Genomic DNA, 17,959 nt, shown 5'->3' with positions numbered 1-17,959 from the left:
GTCAAGGATTCGGCAGGTGCGGCGCGATCACCGAATGCCATAGCCGGTAGCCCTCGTCCGTCATGTGCAGCTTGTCGCTGCGGAACAGCTCCATGCGCGGGCGGCCGTCGGCGCCGAGCATGGGCGTGTAGATGTCGATGTATTCGCTGTTGGGCAGCAGGTTGAGGTAGGCCGAGATCACGTGGTTGGTCTCGCGGATCTGCGGCAGCAGATGTTCGCGCGAGGGGCTGGGCTTGACCGAGACGAAGCTGATGCGCGTGTCGGGCAGCTCGGCGCGCACCGCGTTGGCAAAGCGCGCGAAGCTGTCGAGCACCTGCAGCGGCGTGCGGCCCTCGGCCAGGTCGTTGTCGCCGGCGTAGACCACCACCTGGCGCGGCTTGTAGCGCACCACGAGGTCGCGCGCGAACAGGCTGCAGTCGTTCAGCGTGGAGCCGCCGAAGCCGCGGTTCACGACACCGCCGGGCACGCGGGCGAAATCTTGCGAGAGGCGGGTCCACATGCGCACCGTGGAGCTGCCGACGAACACCACGCCGCCGGGGGCGGGAAAGCGCTCCTGGTCGGCCCGTGCGAATGCCGCGAGCTCGTTGTGCCAGCGCTCCTTGGCGGCCAGGTAGTCGCGCGCGGAAGCGGCCTCGGCCGCGGCCGTCTCGGATTCCTGGGGAAAGAATGCGGGCTGGGCTTGGGCGGCGAGTGCCGCCGTCAGCAGGGCGACCGCGGCGAGCGCGGTTTTCATCGAAGGCATCGGAAGGACGGGAAGAAGTACGAAGGGCGGGCGGGGTTTTCTACCACGACGCCCCAGGGCCCGCGGCCGTTGACAGGCAAGCCGCCCGGCCTAGATGGTTTTCTCGATCAGCGCGCCCTTGAACACGACCGGTCCCTTCGGCCCGCTGCCCGGCGGCACGCCGCCCTTGGCTTCGAGCGTGACGGCCAGCGTGGGCACGGCATGCACGTCGGACTCCGACGCGGCAAGGCGCAGGCCCGGCGCGTTGTCGAGCACGCCCAGCGAGCGCGGCGCGCCGCCAGGCGGCAGGGCCCAGAGCTGCAGCGACTTGTCGTCGCTCTCCTTGAAACCGCCCACGCGCTGCAGCACCAGCTGCTTCTTCTTGGGGTCGAAGGTCACGAGCATCGAGGCCGCGTCCTTGTCGTCGTTCAGCACGGCCACGTACTGCACCGCGGGGGCGTTGTGCAGCTGGTCGCGCAGGTTGAGGCCGACGGTCACGGCCAGCACCGTGGCCAGCGCGCCGGCCGCCGTGGCGCCGCGCCAGAGCGCGAGGCTGCGCAGCCAGCCGCCCTGTCGCGGCTGCCGGGACCTGTCGGCGTCGCGCGCATTGGCGGCGTCGCGCTGGCGTTCGATGGCGATCTTGGCCTGCTCGGCGTCGATCATGTTGCGGATGCGGGTCCACACCGCGGGGTCGGGCACGACGGAGGGCTGCAGCTCGGTCATGCTGGCGAGCCGGCCTTGCCAGACCAGCGCCGCGGCGCGCACCGGCGCCTGCTCGCGGGCCAGGGCCTCGAAGCGGCGGCGGGCGCCTCCGCGCAGGGTGCCGAGGGCATGGCTCGCGGCCAGCAGCTCGAGCAATTCGGGATGTGCGATGAGATTCATGGGAGGACCGCCTTCGTCGTCGTCATCGCGTTCATGCAAAGCGTCCCATGCAGACGCGCAGTTTCTCCAGCCCGCGCCGGATCCATGTCTTGACCGTGCCCAGCGGCAGCTTGAGCTGCTCGGCCAGTTCGCCGTGGCTCATTTCGCGCAGGTAGGCCAGGCTGACCACCTCGCGCTGCCGGCCCTCGAGCTGGCTGAGGCACTGGTGCAGCGCCCATGCCTGCTCGCTGGCATCGGCGGTATCCGCCGGGTTGGGCGCGTCCGATTCGAGTGTGTCGGCCATCAGCTCGTCGAATTCCTGCGTGAGCTGGGCGCGGTCGGCGGTGCGCCGGCGCAACAGGTCGAGCGCCCGGCTGCGAACGATCAGGCCCAGCCATGCCAGCGGCGGGCTGAGCGAGGAGCGATAGTCGCCCGCTACTCGCCAGACAGTCAGAAAGGCTTCCTGGAGAACGTCCTCGGCCCACTCGCGTTGCCGCACGACGCGCATCGCCAGGCCCATGAGCTTGGGCGAGGTGCGGTCGTAGAGCAGGCGCAGGGCGGCTTCGTCGCGATGGCCGATCCGGTCGATCAGCGCCATCAGTTCGGCGTCGGGGCTGGGTACTGTCATCCAACGATTGTCGGGCATGGGGGCGCATGCCTGATATACGGGCGGTTCCCCGGGTCGGATTCAGACGGGAGGCCGCTGGCCGGTCGGCCGCCTGAACGCAAGCGTTCGAAACTTTTGTGTGCTTGTGTGACCGTATACTGCCCCGAAAAATCGAGGGACCGCACACGGTCGGGGAAGAGAAATGAAGCAAATCGCGATCGTCGCGGCGCTCTGCGTGGGCGCGTGGTACTTCTTCGTCGGCGGCCGCAAGCTCGACGAGTCGATGGTGCACGACTACTACCGCAAGGAAGCCCATGCCATCTACTCGCGCGACGCAGACCTGCTGTGCAAGCAGCTCAGCCGCAAGGCGCGGATCGAAAGCAGGACCACGGTGATGGGCCACACGGTCGAGCGCTCCCATGACCGCGACGAGGCCTGCAAGGCGACCCGCGAGGCTTTCGAGACCTTCAGGCTGGTCGGCGAAAAGATGGGCGGCATCCTCACCATCGAGTACGACTACGACCTCGGCGACATCCAGGTGGCCTCCGACCGCAGGAGCGCCGTCGTCAAGGGCACCAGCGTGCTGAAGATGGGTGAAACGGTGCTGCAGTACAGGAGCAGCTTCACCCAGCGACTGGAGCGCGAGATGGGCCAGATGCGCCTCGTGCATGCCGAAGAGGCCACCGTGATGCGGATGGGCGGCGCCGGCACCATGACGCAGAGCGACTTCTTCAAATAGGCACAGCCATGATCATCCGAGATGTGTTGCCGCCGCCGCCGCCGTTCTGGCACCGGCTCAACAGCTTCTTCGCCTTTCCGTTCCAGCTGCGGCCGCTGGCCTACGGCCTGCTGCTGTCGTTCTGCAGCCTGCTGTTCGAGGGCGTGTTCTTCCTGCCCGACGCGCTGGCGCTGGTCATCATCGAGATCGGCATCATGCTGGCGGCCAGCCGCTACAGCTTCAAGATCATCGCGCTGGGTGCGCGCGGCATCCGCGATTCGGCCGACTTCGGGCGCGAGTCGAGCGACGAGTGGACCTACCTGCCGTGGAAGCTGTTCGCCATCACGATGGTGCAGGCCTTCCTGATCGGCTGGCTCGGCTGGTACTCGCCCATCCTCGGCACGGCGGGGCTGTTCGTCATGTCCTTCACCTTTCCGGCGGCGGTGATCGTGCTGGTGCAGTCGGGCAGCTTCTTCCAGGCCATGAACCCCGGCCACGTGATGGACACGATGCGCATCATCGGCTGGCCGTATGCGCTGCTGTGCTTCTTCCTGTTCCTGCTGAGTTCGGGCGCGCAGGTGGCGCTGGCGCTGGTGCTGCCGATGTTCGACGGGCGCATCGTGCTGCCGATCGCCAACTTCGCATTCATCTATTTCGGCTGGGTCATGGCGAGCCTGCTGGGCTACGTGATGTTCCAGCACCACGACGCCTTCGGCTTCGATGCCGCGCCGGGCAGCGAGCTGGACGGCGGCGCCCCGGCCGACCGCCGCACGCCGGAGCAGGTCGCCGCGCAGCGCACCGACGCCGAGGTGGCGCAGCTGATCACCGAGGGCGACCTGGCCACCGCGCTGGGCACCGCCTACGAAGCGCAGCGCACGGCGGCGTCGGACGACCTTGCCGCGCAGCGCCGCTACCACCGCGTGCTGGCCATGATGCCGGAGAAGAAGGACACCATGCTCGACCAGGCGCGGCGCTTCATTCCGCTGCTGATGCGTCGCGACATGGCTTCCGAGGCGCTCAAGGTCTTCAAGGTTTGCCGCGAGCGCGAGAAGACCTTTTCGCTCGACGACCCGGCCATGGTGATCGCGATGGCGCGCGCCGAATGGCGCAATGGCGACGCGCACGCCACGCTGGCGCTGCTGTCGGGCTTCGACAAGCGCTTCCGCGGCCACGAGGCGATTCCGCAGGCGTATGAATTGGCGGTCCGCGCGCTGGTGCAGGGGCTGGGCCGCGCCGACATGGCGCAGCCCATCCTCACGACGATGGAGGCGCGCTACCCGAACAGCGAGCAGACGCAGGAAGTGCGCTGGCTGCTGCGGCCCACGCCGGCCGCGCAATAAGAGAGAAAACCAGAGAGGACCAATGAGAAGGAAAGAAGAAAAGACGTCCGCGCACGCCGCGGCGATGCGCCCCGTGGCACTGGGCGCCGCGTTATTGCTCAGCGCCTGCGTGACCACCCAGCCGCCGCTGGCCGCGAAGCTGCCGCAGGAAGCGGCCGTTGCGGCGCCAGCGCTCGGCAGCTATGCGGCAGCCGACGGCTTCGTGCCCGTGGGCAAGACCGAAGTGCGCCTGCGCGGCAAGTCGTACCCCGAGGGCTTCGACCAGCTTCGGGTGGTGCGCCGCGACCACACGGGCGGCGCGGTGGCGGCGCAGGTTGCAATCAGCGTGCTTGCATCGGCCGTGGCAGGAGGCACCGTCGTCGGAGCGCAGGGCTTCTCCAAGGACGACCTGTCGGGCGACCCGGTCACGGAACTGGCGGGGCAGGCATGGGCCGGCAACCCCGGCATGAAGGAGTTGCCGGAAGCGCTCGGCGATATCGCCACCCGTGTCTATGCCGCCCGGGCGTGGAAAGAGCTGCAGCGCGGCCGCAGTGAAACCGGATGGACGCGTGAGGACATGGAGTCCGCGGCCAGGCTGCCGGCCGTGGCCGACGCGCCGGTCAACCCCGGCCCTTGGCGCCTGATCTACGAGAACCTGTCGGGCACCGACGAGCTGTACCGCCTGCAATTCCGCGCGGGGCTGGCCCTGGCGAGCCCGCGCTTCGGACTTTCGCCCATGCCGGCCAACTGCTTCTATCAGTCCGAACCGGTGGCCTGGACCGCATGGAAGGCCGACAACTGGCAGCGCCTTCGCGAAGAGCGCGCCAAGGCCGTCGACCAGTGCGTCAGCACGCTCGCGCAGACCCGCGCCGACCTGTGGTGAAGGCCGCCGCCCAGGCCTCCCGTCAACTCTCTTCCCAGCCGCCGCCCAGCGTCTTGTAGATCGTCAGCCGGTTGGTCTGCTCCGTGAGCTGCAGGCCGATCAGCGTCTGCTGCGCGGCGTAGAAGGCACGCTGCGCGTCGAGCACGTCGAGGTAGCTGCTGGCGCCGCTCCTGAACAGCGACTGCGACAGCTCGAAGCTGCGCGAGGTGGCGTCCAGCAGCGAACGCTGCGCGTCGAGCCGCTCGGCCAGCGTGCGGCGTTCGGCCAATGCGTCGGCCACTTCGCGGAAGGCGGTCTGCACCGTCTTCTCGTAGGTGGCGATCTGGATCTTCTGCTGCGCCTCGGCCACCCGAAGGTTGGCGCGGTTGGCGCCGCCATCGAAGATCGGCACGCTGATCGAGGGCGCGAAGCTCCAGGCCTTGCTGCCGCCCGCGAACAGGCCCGACAGCGTGCTGCTCGCCGTGCCCGCCGACGCGGTGAGCGCGATGCGCGGGAAGAACGCCGCACGCGCGGCGCCGATGTCGGCATTGCTCGCGCGCAAAGCGTGCTCGGCGGCGCGTACGTCCGGGCGCCGCTGCAGCACGCTCGAGGGCAAACCCGGCGGCGGCACCAGCAGCTGCGCGGCGGTGGCCGGTGCCGCGGTGTCCGAAGCGGGCGCCGCAGGCAGCAGGTCGGCCGGCGGCATCGCGCCGACCAGCAGCGCGAGCGCGTTGCGGTCCTGCTCGACCTGGCTGTCGAACGCCGCCGCGTCGGCGCGCGCGGCGTCCACCGTGCTGCGCGCCTGCGCCAGCGCCAGGCCCGATTGCGCGCCCAGCCGGTGGCTGCGCTCCACCAGGTCGAAAGACTTGCGCTGGCTCTCCAGCGTGTTGCGCGCGAGCAGCAGGCGCTGCTCGTCGGCCGCCAGTTGCAGCCATGCGGTCGCGACCGATGCGATCAGGCTGATCTGCGTGCTGCGCCGTGTCTCCTCGGTCTGGAAGTAGTTCTGCAGCGCCGATTCGCCGAGGTTGCGCACGCGACCGAACAAATCGATCTCGTAGCTGGTGAGGCCGAGGTCGGCGCTGTACTGCGAGCCGATGCGCGCCTCGCCGCTGGTCGACAGGCTGCCCGGCGTGCGCGAGCGGCTGCCGCTGGCGCCGGCTTCCACGGTGGGGAACAGGCCGGCGCGCGCAATGCCGTACTGCGCCCGCGCGCGCTCGATGTTGAGCGCCGCCACTCGCAGGTCTCGGTTGTTGGCGAGCGCAAGCTCGATGGTGCCGCGCAGCCGGGGCTCGACGAAGAAGCTGCGCCAGCCCACGTCAATCGGCGTGGGCGCCTCGACACCGGAAGAGGGCAGTGCCTGCGGCACCGGCGATGCAGGCGCGGTGTATTCGGGCGCGAGGTTGACGCAGCCCGCAAGCACGGCCGAGGCCATGGCCGACAGGGCCAGCGAGCGCAGGGGGAATGCGCGCTTCGTCATCAGTGGCCTCCCTGTTCAGCCGTGGTGCCGGCAACGGTTTCCTGCGCGAGCCTGTCCTTGCGCCGGCCCTCCAGCCAGCCGCGGATCAGCGCGAAGAACAGCGGCACGAAGAAGATGCCCAGCGCGGTGCCCACCACCATGCCGCCCAGCACCGCGGTGCCGATCGACTGGCGGCCACCCGCGCCCGCGCCGGTGCCGATGGCCAGCGGCAACACGCCGAAGCCGAAGGCCAGCGAGGTCATGAGGATGGGCCGCAGCCGCAGGCGCACCGCCTGCAGGGTGGCCTCGACGACGCCCTTGCCCTGCTCCTGCAGCTGCTTGGCGAATTCCACGATCAGGATCGCGTTCTTCGACGACAGCCCCACCGTGGTCAGCAGGCCGACCTGGAAGTACACGTCGTTGCTCAGCCCGCGCAGGCTGGTGAACAGCAGCGCTCCCACGATGCCCAGCGGCACCACCAGGATCACCGAGAACGGCACCGACCAGCTTTCGTACAACGCGGCCAGGCACAGGAACACGAACAGGATCGAGATGGCGTAGAGCAGCGGCGCCTGCGCGCCCGAAAGCCGCTCCTGCAGCGACGCGCCGGTCCACTCGTAGCCGATGCCGGGCGGCATCTGCTTCATCACCGCGTCCACCGCGGCCATGGCGTCGCCCGAGCTCACGCCCGGCGCCGCGTCGCCCACGAACTCGTAGCTCGGGCTGCCGTTGTAGCGCTGCAGCTGCGGCGAGCCGTAGCTCCAGCGCGAGCTGGAGAACGACGGGAACGGCACCATCTGGCCCAGGCTGTTGCGCACGCTCCAGCGGTCGATGTCGGCCGGCAGCATGCGGAAGTCGGTGTCGCCCTGCATGTACACGCGCTTGACGCGGCCCTTGTCGAGGAAGTCGTTGATGTAGGTGCCGCCCATGGCGCTCGACAGCGTGCTGTCGATGTCCGACGTGGCCAGGCTCAGCGCGCCGGCGCGCGCGTCGTCGATGTCCACCGCGAACTCGGGCGTGTCGTCCAGGTTGTTGCTGCGCACGTTGGCCACTTCGGGCCGCTGGCCCAGCAGCTCGATGGCCTGGTCGCGCGCCTTCACCAGCGCCTCGTGGCCCAGGCCGTTGATGTCCTTCAAGTGGAAGTTGAAGCCCGCGTTGGCGCCCAGCCCGCGCACCGCCGGCGGCAGCAGCACGAAGACGCGCGCATCGCGCACCGTCGACAGGTCCTTGTTGGCGCGCCGCGCCAGCTCGGCCGCCGACTGGCCCGCGCCGGTGCGCTCGGACCAGTCCTTGAGCTTGACGAAGGCGCGCGCCGAGCTCTGGTCGCCGTTCTGCCCGGTGATGACGTTCACGCTCAGCACCTCGGCCTGCTTGTCGAAGTACTGCTGCACCTGCTCGACCACCGGCTGCAGCCGCGCATTCGAGGCGCCCGGCGGCAGGGTCACCTGCACCTGCAGGAAGGCCTGGTCCTCGTCGGGCAGGAACGAGGTGGGCAGGCGCATGAACAGCAGCGCCATCACGCCCGCGATCAGCAGGTACACCACCAGGCTGCGCTTGCCGCGCCGCACGATGCCGCCGACGATGCCTTCGTAGCGGTCCGCGCTCCTGTCGAAGCCGCGGTTGAAGGCCGCGAAGAAGCGGTCGAGCCGCCCCAGCAGCCCGCGGCGCGGCACCGCATGTTCGCCCTTGTGCACCGGCTTGAGCAGGGTGGCGCACAGCGCCGGCGTGAGCGTGAGCGCCACGAACACCGACAGCGCCATCGCCGAGACGATGGTGATCGAGAACTGCCGGTAGATGACCCCGGTGGAGCCGCCGAAGAAGGCCATCGGAATGAACACCGCCGACAGCACCAGCGCAATGCCCACCAGCGCGGGCGTGATCTCGGCCATCGACTTGCGCGTGGCCTCCTTGGGCGAGAGGCCTTCCTCGTGCATCACGCGCTCGACGTTCTCCACCACCACGATGGCGTCGTCCACCAGCAGGCCGATGGCCAGCACCATGCCGAACATGGTGAGCGTGTTGATCGAATAGCCCGCCAGCGACAGCACGCCGAAGGTGCCCAGCAGCACCACCGGCACCGCGATGGCCGGAATGAGCGTGGCGCGCAGGTTCTGCAGGAACACGTACATCACCAGCACCACCAGCAGCATGGCCTCCAGCAGCGCCTTGACCACCTCGTCGATGGAGGCGCTCACGAAGGGCGTGGTGTCGTAGCTCACGAAGGTCTGCAGCTGGTTGGGGAAGAGCGGCTTGAGCTCCTCGATCCTGGCCTTCACCGCCTCGGCCACCTGCACCGCGTTGGCGCCGTCGGCCAGCACCACGCCCAGGCCCGCGCCGGGCCGCCCGCCGAGCTGCGAGCGCACGGTGAGGTTCTCCGCGCCCAGTTCCACGCGCGCCACGTCTTTCAGGCGGACCACGGCGCCGTCGGGCGTGGAGCGCAGCACCACGTTCTCGAACTGCTCGGCTGTCTGCAGCTTGCTGCGCGCGGTGATGGTGGCGTTGAGCTGCTGGCCGGCGGCCGCGGGCAGCGCGCCCAGCTGGCCGGCCGAGACCTGCGCGTTCTGCGCGGTGATGGCGGCGCTCACGTCGGAGGGGATGAGCGCATATTTGCGCAGCTTGTCGGGGTCGAGCCACAGGCGCATGGCGTAGCCGGTGCCCAGCGTCTGCACCTCGCCCACGCCGTCGATGCGGCTGATCACGTCCACCAGGTTGCTGGAGATGTAGTCGCCCACATCCACCGCCGAGGCGCTGCCGTCGCCGGAGTACATCGACACGATCATCAGCAAGTCGTTGCCGCCCTTGGTGACGGTGACGCCGCGGCTCTGCACCTGCTGCGGCAGGCGCGACATGGCCTGCTGCAGCTTGTTCTGCACCTGCATCTGGGCCACGTCGATGTTGGTGCCGGCGTCGAAGGTGAGCGACAGCCGCGCCACGCCCGACGAGTTGCTGGTCGCCTGCATGTAGAGCAGGTTGTCCAGGCCCTTCATCTGCTGCTCGATGACCTGCGTGACCGAGTCCTCGACCGTCTTGGCCGAGGCGCCGGTGTAGGTGGCGTTGATGGACACGCGCGGCGGCGCGATGTCGGGGTACTGCTCCAGCGGCAGCGTGCGGATGGCCATCAGGCCCGCGAGCATGACGACGATGGAAAGCACCCACGCGAAGATGGGCCGGTCGATGAAAAACTGAGCCATGCCGGACCTCAGCGCGCCACGGGGTCGGATGCCGCGTCGGCCTGCGCGCTGGCCACGGGGTCGGATGCCGCGTCGGCCTTGGCGCCGAGCTCGACCACCTTCACCTTGTCGCCCACCTTCACCCGCTGCGAGCCCTCGGTCATCACGCGGTCGCCCGCGGCCAGGCCTTCGAGCACCTGCCAGCGCGTGCCGACCGCGCGGCCGACCTGGATGGAGCGCCTGGCGACCTTGTTCTCCGCATCGACCACCAGTGCCGACGCGCTGCCGTCGGGCGCGCGCGTCACCGCCTGCTGTGGCACCAGCAGCGCGGTGGCGTCGGTGCCCTCCTGCAGCACGGCGCGCACGTACATGCCGGGCATCAGCAGCTTGTCGGGGTTGGGCACCACCGCGCGCAGGGTGACGCTGCCGGTGCCGGCATCGACCGTGACGCCGCTGAAGGTGAGGCGGCCGGCATGCGGGTACTTGCTGCGGTCTTCCAGCACCAGCTGGATGCGGGCCTCGGCGTCGCTCGCGCGCTGCAGGCGGCCGCTGGCGAGTTCGCGCTTGAGCCGCAGCAGCTCGCTGCTCGATTGCGTGACGTGCACATGCATCGGGTCGAGCTGCTGCACCGTGGTCAGCACCGCCGTCTGGTTGGCCGTGACCAGCGCGCCGGGCGTGACCGTCGACAGCTCGGCCCAGCCGGTGATCGGCGAGGTGATGCGCGTGTAGCCGAGCTGGATGCGCGCGGTCTGCTCGGCGGCGCGGGCCACGCCGAGGTCGGCCTCGGCCTGTTGCTCGGTGGCCTGGGATTCGTCGAACACCTGCCGGCTGATGGCGTCGATCTTCACCAGCTCGGCATTGCGGCGCGCCACGGTGCGCGCGGTGGCCAGTGCCGACTCGGCCTTGCGCACGCTGGCCTGCGCGCTGGCGTATGCCGCCTGCAGCGGTGCCGGGTCGAGCTGGTAGAGCACCTGGCCGGCCTTGACCTGCGAGCCTTCGGTGAAGAGCCGCTCCTTGAGGATGCCGCCGACCTGCGGCCGGATCTCGGCGATGACCGGCGCGGCGGTGCGGCCGGGCAGCTCGGTGCTCTGCGCCAGCGTCTCGTGCTTGAGGGTGACGGTGCCGACTTCCTTTTCCGGTGCGGCGGTGGCCTTCGCGGTGGCGCTCGTGCCCTTGTCGGTGCGTGAACAGCCGGCGATCGCTGCGAGCGCGCAGACCGCGGCGATGGTCATGAGCAACGGGAAACGGGAGTTTTTGCAGGCGTGCATGGCGCAGGGGAAGTGACGGAGGTCCCAAATGGAGCGGGCACGCGCTTGCGAGTTCAATGCAACGCGCGGCCGCAAGCGAGCTTTACAGAGCGGCGATGCAAGTGCGGTGCCACCGGCGGGCAGGCGAGGACACACAAGGCCTTTCGGCGCCGAGGGGCTTGTCGCGGCTGTTGCCGATGCGGCGCGCGCCGCCGCTGTCAGGCGAGGCCGAATTCCTTGCGGCGGTCGAACACGAAGACCCGGTCCCGGCCCCAGCCCGCCGACCAGCCGCCGCGCCACAGCCGGTAGTCGGCCTCGGTGGCGTCCGGCGCGCCGGGTGGCGCGCACAGCGGCCAGAGCACCCAGTGCAGGATCGGGTACGAAGTCTCCAGCCGATAGAGCGGCTCGACCAGGAAGTGGTAGGCGTCCTGCCCGGCTTCGCCCGTCTCGCGAAGGGCCATCTCGCCGAGCGCGTCGTGCAGTTCGATGAAGGGGCTGTCGGCCTCCGAGAAGGCCTTGAGCAGCGTCGTCGCGCTGGTGTCGAGCACTTCGATGGGGCCGTTCGCGTCGGGCACATCGAGGCCCATGGGCTCGACCAGCGCCAGGCCGTCGCGCAGCAGTTGCACGGCCTCGTCGGGGCCGATGGCGCGCGCCGGCGTCGACTGGTATTGCTGCAGCCGCGCGAGCATTTCCTCGTGGCGCGGAAAGACCGAGAAGGCCCGGCGGCGCGCCTCGGCGTCGAGGCTGGCGAACTCGAATTGCAGCCGGAGATCTTCGTCGACGTTCTCGGGCGGTTCTTTGTCATCGGGGCCCAGCGCGGCGTCGAATACGTCGTGCCAGTGGCGCTGCCAGGCCTTGTGATGGGTCGGTTGGGGCATCGTCGGTTTTCCCTTTTCGTCTGTCGTGTTCAGGCGCGCTGCAGGGCGCGCGTCACCATGTCGTTGGGCGCCAGGCGCAGCAGGTCGGGCAGCAGGCTCACGGCACGGTCGCGTTCGCCCGCGTGCAGCAGGCCGTTGGCGCAGGCCGAGAGCGTGTCGGGCAGCTCGGCGTGGTCGGGCGCCGTTTTCAGCAGGATGCGGCAGAGCTTGTCGGCGTCTGCGAACTCGCGAATGCGCGCGAAGCGGCGCGCGAGCCGCGCCATGTCGTCGGGCTTCAGGCGCGCGCCCGGCCTGGACTGGTCGAGGTAGGTCTTGTAGCTGGCGTGCTGCAGCGCGAGCGTGGCCGGGTCGGTGGCGGGCAGGCGGAAGATGCGGCGCGCGGCATGGTGGAAGTCGTCGCTCGCGGGCTGCAGCCGCGCCGTGTTGAACCAGGCGCGCAGCGTGCCGGCGTCGCCGGGGCGCAGGGCGGCGGCGGCGCGCCACTCGGCGCAGGCGCGGTCGAACTTCATCGCGGCGCCGTATTTCTGCGCGGCGGCCACGTGCTCGTCGAAGCGGTCGGGCTCGGGGGCGGAGGCCGCTTCGGGGGGCTTCACGCGGCGCAGCAGCAGCGCGCCGGCCATCAGCGCGGCGCCTGTCAGCAGGCCGCCCAGGTGGGCCATGTACGCGATGCCCTGGCCGCCCAGCCAGTGCTGCATCAGCTCGTTGGCGATCCATGCCGGCAGCAGCAGCAGGGCCGGTGCGGTGACGTAGTTGAAATAGAAGAACAGCTGGTAGAAGAAGCGGATGCGCCTCAGGCGGTACATCACCGCGTACATGCCCATCAGCGCGGAGATGGCGCCCGAGGCGCCGAGCCCGTAGCCCTCCTTGCCGGCATAGGCCCAGCCGGCCAGCAGCGATGCGCCGACGGCGCCCAGCAGATAGAACGTCAGGTAGGTACCGCGGCCCAGTGCCAGTTCGACCGAGAAGCCGAACAGGAAGAGGAACAGCATGTTGCCCAGCAGGTGGCCGGTGCTGCCGTGGAGGAAGGCGGCGGTGATCCAGGTCCAGGGCTTGAACTCGGCATCCTTGCTGTAGTCCTGCGACCAGCGCGCGGTGAAGGGCGCGGGCAGCATCGCCTCGTACTGCTGGCGGTCGCGCTTCCATTCGTCGTACCGCGGGTTCGCGGGCTTGACGATCTCGTCGGCTCGCAGTTTCGCCAGGAACTTCCTGTCGTTCTGCAGGCCTTCCAGCAGCTGTGCATAGGCCTCTTCATGCGGCAGCATGCGCCGGGCGAGCTTGCCGCGCTTCGGGTCCGTCTTTTCCAGCCATTCGACGAAGGGCGGCAGCTCCAGCGCGGGCAGTACGCTCTTGACGTAGTAGTCGGCGGCGCGCTCCCGCGCGTTTTCCTCGCTGCGCTGCGGCCCCCAGAACACGATCATGTTCAGGAGGATCAGCAGCACCGTCATCCACGGTGGGTTGCGCCAGCTCGGTCTGTTCTCGAGCGGGATGGCGTAGAACACGGTGCTGCCTGCAGCGCGCTCAGCCCAGGCGTGCGCGGTGGCGCGCCACTTGCGCCTTCACCTGCGCCGGGGCGGTGCCGCCCAGGATGTTGCGCGCGTTCAGCGAGCCGCGCAGGCTCAGCACGTCGTACACGTCCTTCTCGATGCTCGGGTTGAACTGCTGCAGCACGGCCAGCGGCAGCTCGGCCAGGTCGACCTTGTGCGAGGTGGCGGCCTTCACGGCATGGGCCACGGTCTCGTGCGCGTCGCGGAAGGGCAGGCCCTTCTTCACCAGGTAGTCGGCCAGGTCGGTGGCGGTGGCGTAGCCGCGCAGCGTGGCGGCTTCCATGGCCTCGGGCTTCACGGTGATGCCGCCGATCATCTCGGCAAAGATGCGCAGGGTGTCCTTGAGCGTGTCGACGGTGTCGAACAGCGGCTCCTTGTCTTCCTGGTTGTCCTTGTTGTAGGCCAGCGGCTGCCCCTTCATGAGCGTGATGAGCGCCATCAGGTGGCCGACCACGCGGCCGGTCTTGCCGCGCGCCAGCTCGGGAACGTCGGGGTTCTTCTTCTGCGGCATGATCGACGAGCCCGTGGTGAAGCGGTCGGCGATCTGGATGAAGCCGAAGTTCTGGCTCATCCACAGGATGAGTTCCTCGCTCATGCGGCTCACGTGCACCATGCACAGGCTGGCCGCGGCGGTGAATTCGATGGCGAAGTCGCGGTCGCTCACGGCGTCCAGGCTGTTCTGGCACACGCCGTCCATGCCCAGCGTCCTGGCGACCAGTTCGCGGTCGAGCGGGTAGCTGGTGCCGGCGAGAGCGGCGGCGCCCAGCGGCAGGCGGTTCACGCGCCTGCGCACTTCGCCCATGCGCTCGGCGTCGCGGCTGAACATTTCCACGTAGGCCAGCATGTGGTGGCCGAAGCTCACCGGCTGCGCCACCTGAAGGTGGGTGAAGCCCGGCAGGATCACGTCGACGTTCTTCTCGGCGATGTCCACCAGCGCCTTCTGCAGGTCGACCAGCAGGTCGCCGATGAGGTCGATCTCGCCGCGCAGCCACAGGCGCACGTCGGTGGCGACCTGGTCGTTGCGGCTGCGGCCGGTGTGCAGGCGCTTGCCGGCGTCGCCCACCAGCTGGGTCAGGCGGGCCTCGATGTTCAGGTGCACGTCTTCGAGGTCGAGCTTCCATTCGAAGGCGCCGGATTCGATTTCGGCGCGAATCTGCGCCATCCCGCGTTCGATCGCGGCGTGGTCCTGCACGCCGACGATCCCCTGCGCGGCCAGCATGCCGGCATGGGCCAGGGAGCCCTGGATATCGGCCTGCCACAGGCGCTTGTCGAAGAAGACGCTGGAGGTGTAGCGCTTGACGAGGTCGCTCATCGGTTCTGAGAACAGTGCCGACCAGGCTTCGGATTTCTTGTCGAGTTGGTTTTGGGTCATGGGAGCCGTCCAGGAGGCAATAATGGGTTGGTCACCCGATGTAACTGATGTCCGCGATGCGCAACCCGGCGATTTTATCGGCCAGCTCTTCCACCACGTCCCCGCCATCGCCGGAGAGGGCGCGCAATGCCTTGCGCGGGGTGCCTTCGCTGTTCGACGCCTGCCGCATCGGCGTGGTGCTGCGCACGGTGGTGTTCGTGGAGGCGGTGGTGGCCATCGCCACGCTGTTCGTGGTTTCCTCGCCGGCCGAGTGGCTGGTGCAGGCGGCCACCGTTACCGGGGGCGCCTTGCCTGCGACGCTGCTGTGGCTGGTGGCGGCCTGCGGGCTGAAGAAGCCGCTGCGCCGGCTGCCGCGCCACTGGCAGTACGCGGCGGGCGGGGCGCTCGGTGCCGTCGCGGCGCTCTATGGCTGCGGGCTGCTGCGGCTCACCGGGGTGCTGTCGAACGCGCCCTGGCTGGCCAGCGCGCTCACCGGCGCGCTGTTCGCGGGGCTGGTGATGGCCGCGATGGTGCTGCGCGCGCAGGGGCAGACGCCCGCCGCCACCACGGCCCGGCTCGAGGAGCTGCAGTCGCGCATCCGCCCGCACTTTCTGTTCAACACCCTCAACAGCGCCATCGCGCTGGTGCGCGAGGAGCCTGCCAAGGCCGAGACCATGCTGGAAGACCTGGCCGAGCTGTTCCGCCAGGCGCTGGCCGACCCGCGCGAATCGTGCACGCTGGCCGACGAGATCGCGCTGGCCGAGCGCTACCTGGCCATCGAGCAGGTGCGCTTCGGCGACCGGCTGCGCATCCGCTGGGACCTGGACGCCGCTGCCAGCAAGGCGCGGCTGCCGCCGCTGCTGCTGCAGCCGCTGGTCGAGAACGCCATCAAGCACGGCGTGGAACCCAGCCCCGAGGGCGCCAGGCTGCGCATCCGCACCGAGCGGCGCGGCTCCATGGTGGTGATCGAGGTGGTCAACAGCCTGCCGCCGCTGCGCTGGGCCGACGAGCCGCTGCCGCGCGGCCACGGCATTGCCCTGGCCAATGTGAGAGACCGCCTGCGCCTGCTGCACGACATGCAGATGCAGTTCAGCGCAGGCATGGACCAGAAAAACTACCGGGTGCGCATCGCCATTCCCGCAGAGACTGCTGAATCATGAACACGAGCACACTGAAGACACTCATCGTCGACGACGAAGCCCTGGCCCGTTCGCGCCTGCGCACCTTGCTGCGCGACTGCAGCTCGCCCGGCGCCGAGGTGGTGGCCGAAGCCGCGCAGGGCGCCGAAGCGCAGCAGCAGCTGGCGACGATGGCGCTCGACCTGGTGCTGCTCGACGTGCACATGCCCGGCATCGACGGCATCGAGGTGGCGCGCGCGCTGCGCAGCCGGGCCGACGCGCCGGCGGTGGTTTTCGTGACGGCGCATGCGGCCCACGCAGTGACGGCCTTCGACCTCGACGCGGTCGACTACCTCACCAAGCCCGTGCGCGCCGAGCGCCTGCAGCAGGCGCTGCAGAAGGCCGAGCGCTTCCTGAAGGAGCGCCGCGCGCTGCAGGCCGAAGCCGCACCGGAAACCGTGCTGATCCAGGACCGGGGCCGCGCCGAGCGCGTGCCGCTGTCCGAAGTGCTCTACCTCAAGTCCGAATACAAGTACCTCACCGTGCGCACCGCCACGCGCAGCCACATCCTGGACGGCTCGCTCAACGAGTTCGAGGAGCGCTATCCGCACCGCTTCCTGCGCGTTCACCGCAATGCGCTGGTGGCGCGCGCGGCCATTCGCGCGCTCGAGAAATACGACGACGGCGAAGACGCCGAGGGCTGGGCGCTGAGGCTCGATGCCGTTCCCGAGCCCGTCGCGGTGTCGCGGCGCCAGCTGGCGGCCGTGCGCGAAGTGATCAAGGAAGCGCGATGACCGGCGAGCGCGACGCATCCGCGGGCGAAACCCCGAAGCCCGCGCCGGAGCCTCCGGCCGCCGAGCCGGCGCTGGCCGCGGCTGCGGTGCCCGCGCCGGAAGCCGCGCCGTCCCCCGAAGCGCCGGCCTCCTCGCCCGCGCGAAAGCGTGAGCGCGAGCGCGAGCGCCTGATGCTGCACATGCCCGTCGACGTGCGCAGCGCCTCGCTGGTGGTGCTCGCGGTGCTGGCCAGCGTGTTCGCGCTGCAGTGGGGGCAGGCCGTGTTCATTCCGCTGATGCTGAGCCTGCTGCTGACCTACGCGCTGTCGCCGCTGGTCGACCTGCTGCATCGCTGGAAGCTGCCGCGCTGGATCGGCGCGGCGCTGATCCTCATGGGCTTGTTCGGCGGGCTCGGCTGGACCGGCTATTCGCTGTCGGGCAGCGCTTCGCAGCTGCTCGATTCGCTGCCGGTCGCCGCGCAGAAGCTGGGCCAGGCCATGCGCCGCGACAAGAACGCCAGCGCCACGCCGCTGGAGAGCGTGCAGGCCGCCGCCGCGCAGCTCGAGAAGGCCGCCGAGGAAAACTCGGCCAAGGTCGCCTCGCGCCGGGGCGTGGCGCGCGTCATCATCGAGCGGCCCGGCTTCAACGTGCGCGACTACCTGCTCAGCGGCACCGTCGGCCTGCTGAGCGCGATGGGGCAGCTCACGCTGGTGGCCTTCCTCACCTACTTCGCGCTGTGTTCGGGCGACACCTTCCGCCGCAAGCTCATCAAGATCACCGGCTCCAGCCTGCAGAAGAAGAAGGTCACCGTCCATGTGCTGGACGACATCACCCGCAACATCGAGCGCTACCTGCTGGTGCAGATCCTCGTGAGCGTGGTGGTGGGCGTGGCCACCGGCCTGGCGTTCTGGGTCATCGGGGTGGAGAACGCGGCTGTCTGGGGAATCATCGCGGGCGTGACCAACCTCATTCCGTACATCGGCTCGGTGATCGTGCTGGTGGCGGCGGGGCTGGTGGCCTTCCTGCAGTTCAACAGCCTGCAGATGGGCATCGTGGTGGCCGGCGTTTCGCTGGGCATCCACACGATCATCGGCAACCTGCTGATGCCCTGGCTCACCAGCCGCACCAGCCGCATGAACCCGGTGGCGGTCTTCGTGGGCGTCATCTTCTGGGGCTGGCTCTGGGGCATCTGGGGCCTGTTGCTGGGCATACCGATCACCATGGTGATCAAGGCGATCTGCGACCGGGTGGAGGATTTGCAGCCGATCGGGGAGCTGCTGGGGGAATAGGCCGGGGCGGCCCTGCGCCCGGCGCACCGTTCCCGCGAGGTGGGC

General features: G+C 69.5%; 16 protein-coding genes. 6 read left to right on the top strand and 10 right to left on the bottom strand.

The window, feature by feature from the left end; translation table 11 throughout:
- Window position 1: 1 nt before the first annotated feature.
- From QRN67_RS13475 to QRN67_RS13465, 3 genes are all read right to left on the bottom strand, one after another.
- The gene (locus tag QRN67_RS13475; protein WP_081265864.1) at window positions 2-733 is read right to left on the bottom strand and encodes an SGNH/GDSL hydrolase family protein; all 732 of its coding nucleotides are present in this window, start codon (window positions 731-733) and stop codon (window positions 2-4) included.
- 99 nt (window positions 734-832) lie between these two features.
- Window positions 833-1,603, bottom strand: coding sequence for an anti-sigma factor (locus QRN67_RS13470; RefSeq protein WP_285412160.1), 771 nt, complete (start codon window positions 1,601-1,603; stop codon window positions 833-835).
- Between the two features lie 31 nt (window positions 1,604-1,634).
- Window positions 1,635-2,210 (bottom strand): RNA polymerase sigma factor, encoded by a 576-nt coding sequence (locus QRN67_RS13465; RefSeq protein ID WP_285412159.1) that lies wholly within the window; start codon window positions 2,208-2,210, stop codon window positions 1,635-1,637.
- 181 nt (window positions 2,211-2,391) lie between these two features.
- On the opposite strand from QRN67_RS13465, the gene QRN67_RS13460 reads away from it, so the two are divergent.
- From QRN67_RS13460 to QRN67_RS13450, 3 genes are read left to right on the top strand one after another with little or no spacing between them, the layout of a single operon-like run.
- Window positions 2,392-2,928, top strand: coding sequence for a hypothetical protein (locus QRN67_RS13460; protein ID WP_081265834.1), 537 nt, complete (start codon window positions 2,392-2,394; stop codon window positions 2,926-2,928).
- A gap of 8 nt (window positions 2,929-2,936) precedes the next feature.
- Window positions 2,937-4,247: a hypothetical protein gene (locus QRN67_RS13455; protein WP_106935326.1), complete on the top strand. Its 1,311-nt coding sequence runs from the start codon at window positions 2,937-2,939 to the stop codon at window positions 4,245-4,247.
- Window positions 4,248-4,269: 22 nt separating this feature from the next.
- Entirely contained in the window at window positions 4,270-5,109 is an 840-nt protein-coding gene (locus QRN67_RS13450) for a hypothetical protein (RefSeq protein ID WP_285412158.1), read from the top strand.
- Window positions 5,110-5,131: 22 nt separating this feature from the next.
- On the opposite strand, the gene QRN67_RS13445 is transcribed toward QRN67_RS13450, so the two are convergent.
- From QRN67_RS13445 to QRN67_RS13415, 7 genes are all read right to left on the bottom strand, one after another.
- On the bottom strand, window positions 5,132-6,565 hold the full coding sequence (locus tag QRN67_RS13445; RefSeq protein WP_285412157.1) for an efflux transporter outer membrane subunit: 1,434 nt from the start codon (window positions 6,563-6,565) through the stop codon (window positions 5,132-5,134).
- On the bottom strand, window positions 6,565-9,735 hold the full coding sequence (locus QRN67_RS13440) for an efflux RND transporter permease subunit (RefSeq protein WP_285412156.1): 3,171 nt from the start codon (window positions 9,733-9,735) through the stop codon (window positions 6,565-6,567). Before QRN67_RS13440 ends, QRN67_RS13445 begins: the two co-directional genes overlap by 1 nt.
- Window positions 9,736-9,743: 8 nt before the next feature.
- The gene (locus QRN67_RS13435; protein ID WP_285412155.1) at window positions 9,744-10,946 is read right to left on the bottom strand and encodes an efflux RND transporter periplasmic adaptor subunit; all 1,203 of its coding nucleotides are present in this window, start codon (window positions 10,944-10,946) and stop codon (window positions 9,744-9,746) included.
- A gap of 233 nt (window positions 10,947-11,179) precedes the next feature.
- Entirely contained in the window at window positions 11,180-11,839 is a 660-nt protein-coding gene (locus QRN67_RS13430) for a hypothetical protein (protein ID WP_081265840.1), read from the bottom strand.
- Window positions 11,840-11,868: 29 nt separating this feature from the next.
- Complete coding sequence (locus QRN67_RS13425) at window positions 11,869-13,338, bottom strand: rhomboid family intramembrane serine protease (RefSeq protein WP_285412154.1); 1,470 nt, start codon at window positions 13,336-13,338, stop codon at window positions 11,869-11,871.
- A 19-nt stretch (window positions 13,339-13,357) separates the two neighbouring features.
- Window positions 13,358-14,755 carry an argininosuccinate lyase gene (gene argH / locus QRN67_RS13420; protein WP_285412153.1) on the bottom strand — a complete coding sequence of 466 codons (1,398 nt, stop codon included), beginning with the start codon at window positions 14,753-14,755 and terminating at the stop codon, window positions 13,358-13,360.
- 31 nt (window positions 14,756-14,786) lie between these two features.
- A complete protein-coding gene (locus QRN67_RS13415) occupies window positions 14,787-14,942 on the bottom strand; it encodes a hypothetical protein (RefSeq protein WP_234383002.1) in 156 nt (51 codons plus the stop codon).
- Here QRN67_RS13415 and QRN67_RS13410 point away from each other — a divergent pair.
- From QRN67_RS13410 to QRN67_RS13400, 3 genes are read left to right on the top strand one after another with little or no spacing between them, the layout of a single operon-like run.
- Window positions 14,887-15,894, top strand: coding sequence for a sensor histidine kinase (locus tag QRN67_RS13410; RefSeq protein ID WP_253819708.1), 1,008 nt, complete (start codon window positions 14,887-14,889; stop codon window positions 15,892-15,894). The genes QRN67_RS13415 and QRN67_RS13410 overlap by 56 nt on opposite strands.
- Window positions 15,891-16,646, top strand: coding sequence for a LytR/AlgR family response regulator transcription factor (locus QRN67_RS13405; RefSeq protein WP_081265843.1), 756 nt, complete (start codon window positions 15,891-15,893; stop codon window positions 16,644-16,646). Before QRN67_RS13410 ends, QRN67_RS13405 begins: the two co-directional genes overlap by 4 nt.
- Window positions 16,643-17,914 carry an AI-2E family transporter gene (locus tag QRN67_RS13400; RefSeq protein ID WP_285412152.1) on the top strand — a complete coding sequence of 424 codons (1,272 nt, stop codon included), beginning with the start codon at window positions 16,643-16,645 and terminating at the stop codon, window positions 17,912-17,914. The genes QRN67_RS13405 and QRN67_RS13400 overlap by 4 nt, the downstream gene beginning before the upstream one ends.
- Window positions 17,915-17,959 lie beyond the last annotated feature (45 nt).

The organism is Variovorax sp. efr-133-TYG-130, from assembly GCF_030208835.1.
Taxonomy (GTDB): Bacteria; Pseudomonadota; Gammaproteobacteria; order Burkholderiales; family Burkholderiaceae_C; genus Variovorax.
The sequence above is the reverse complement of the archived record's forward strand: the minus strand, read 5'-3'. Positions and strand labels throughout refer to the sequence as shown.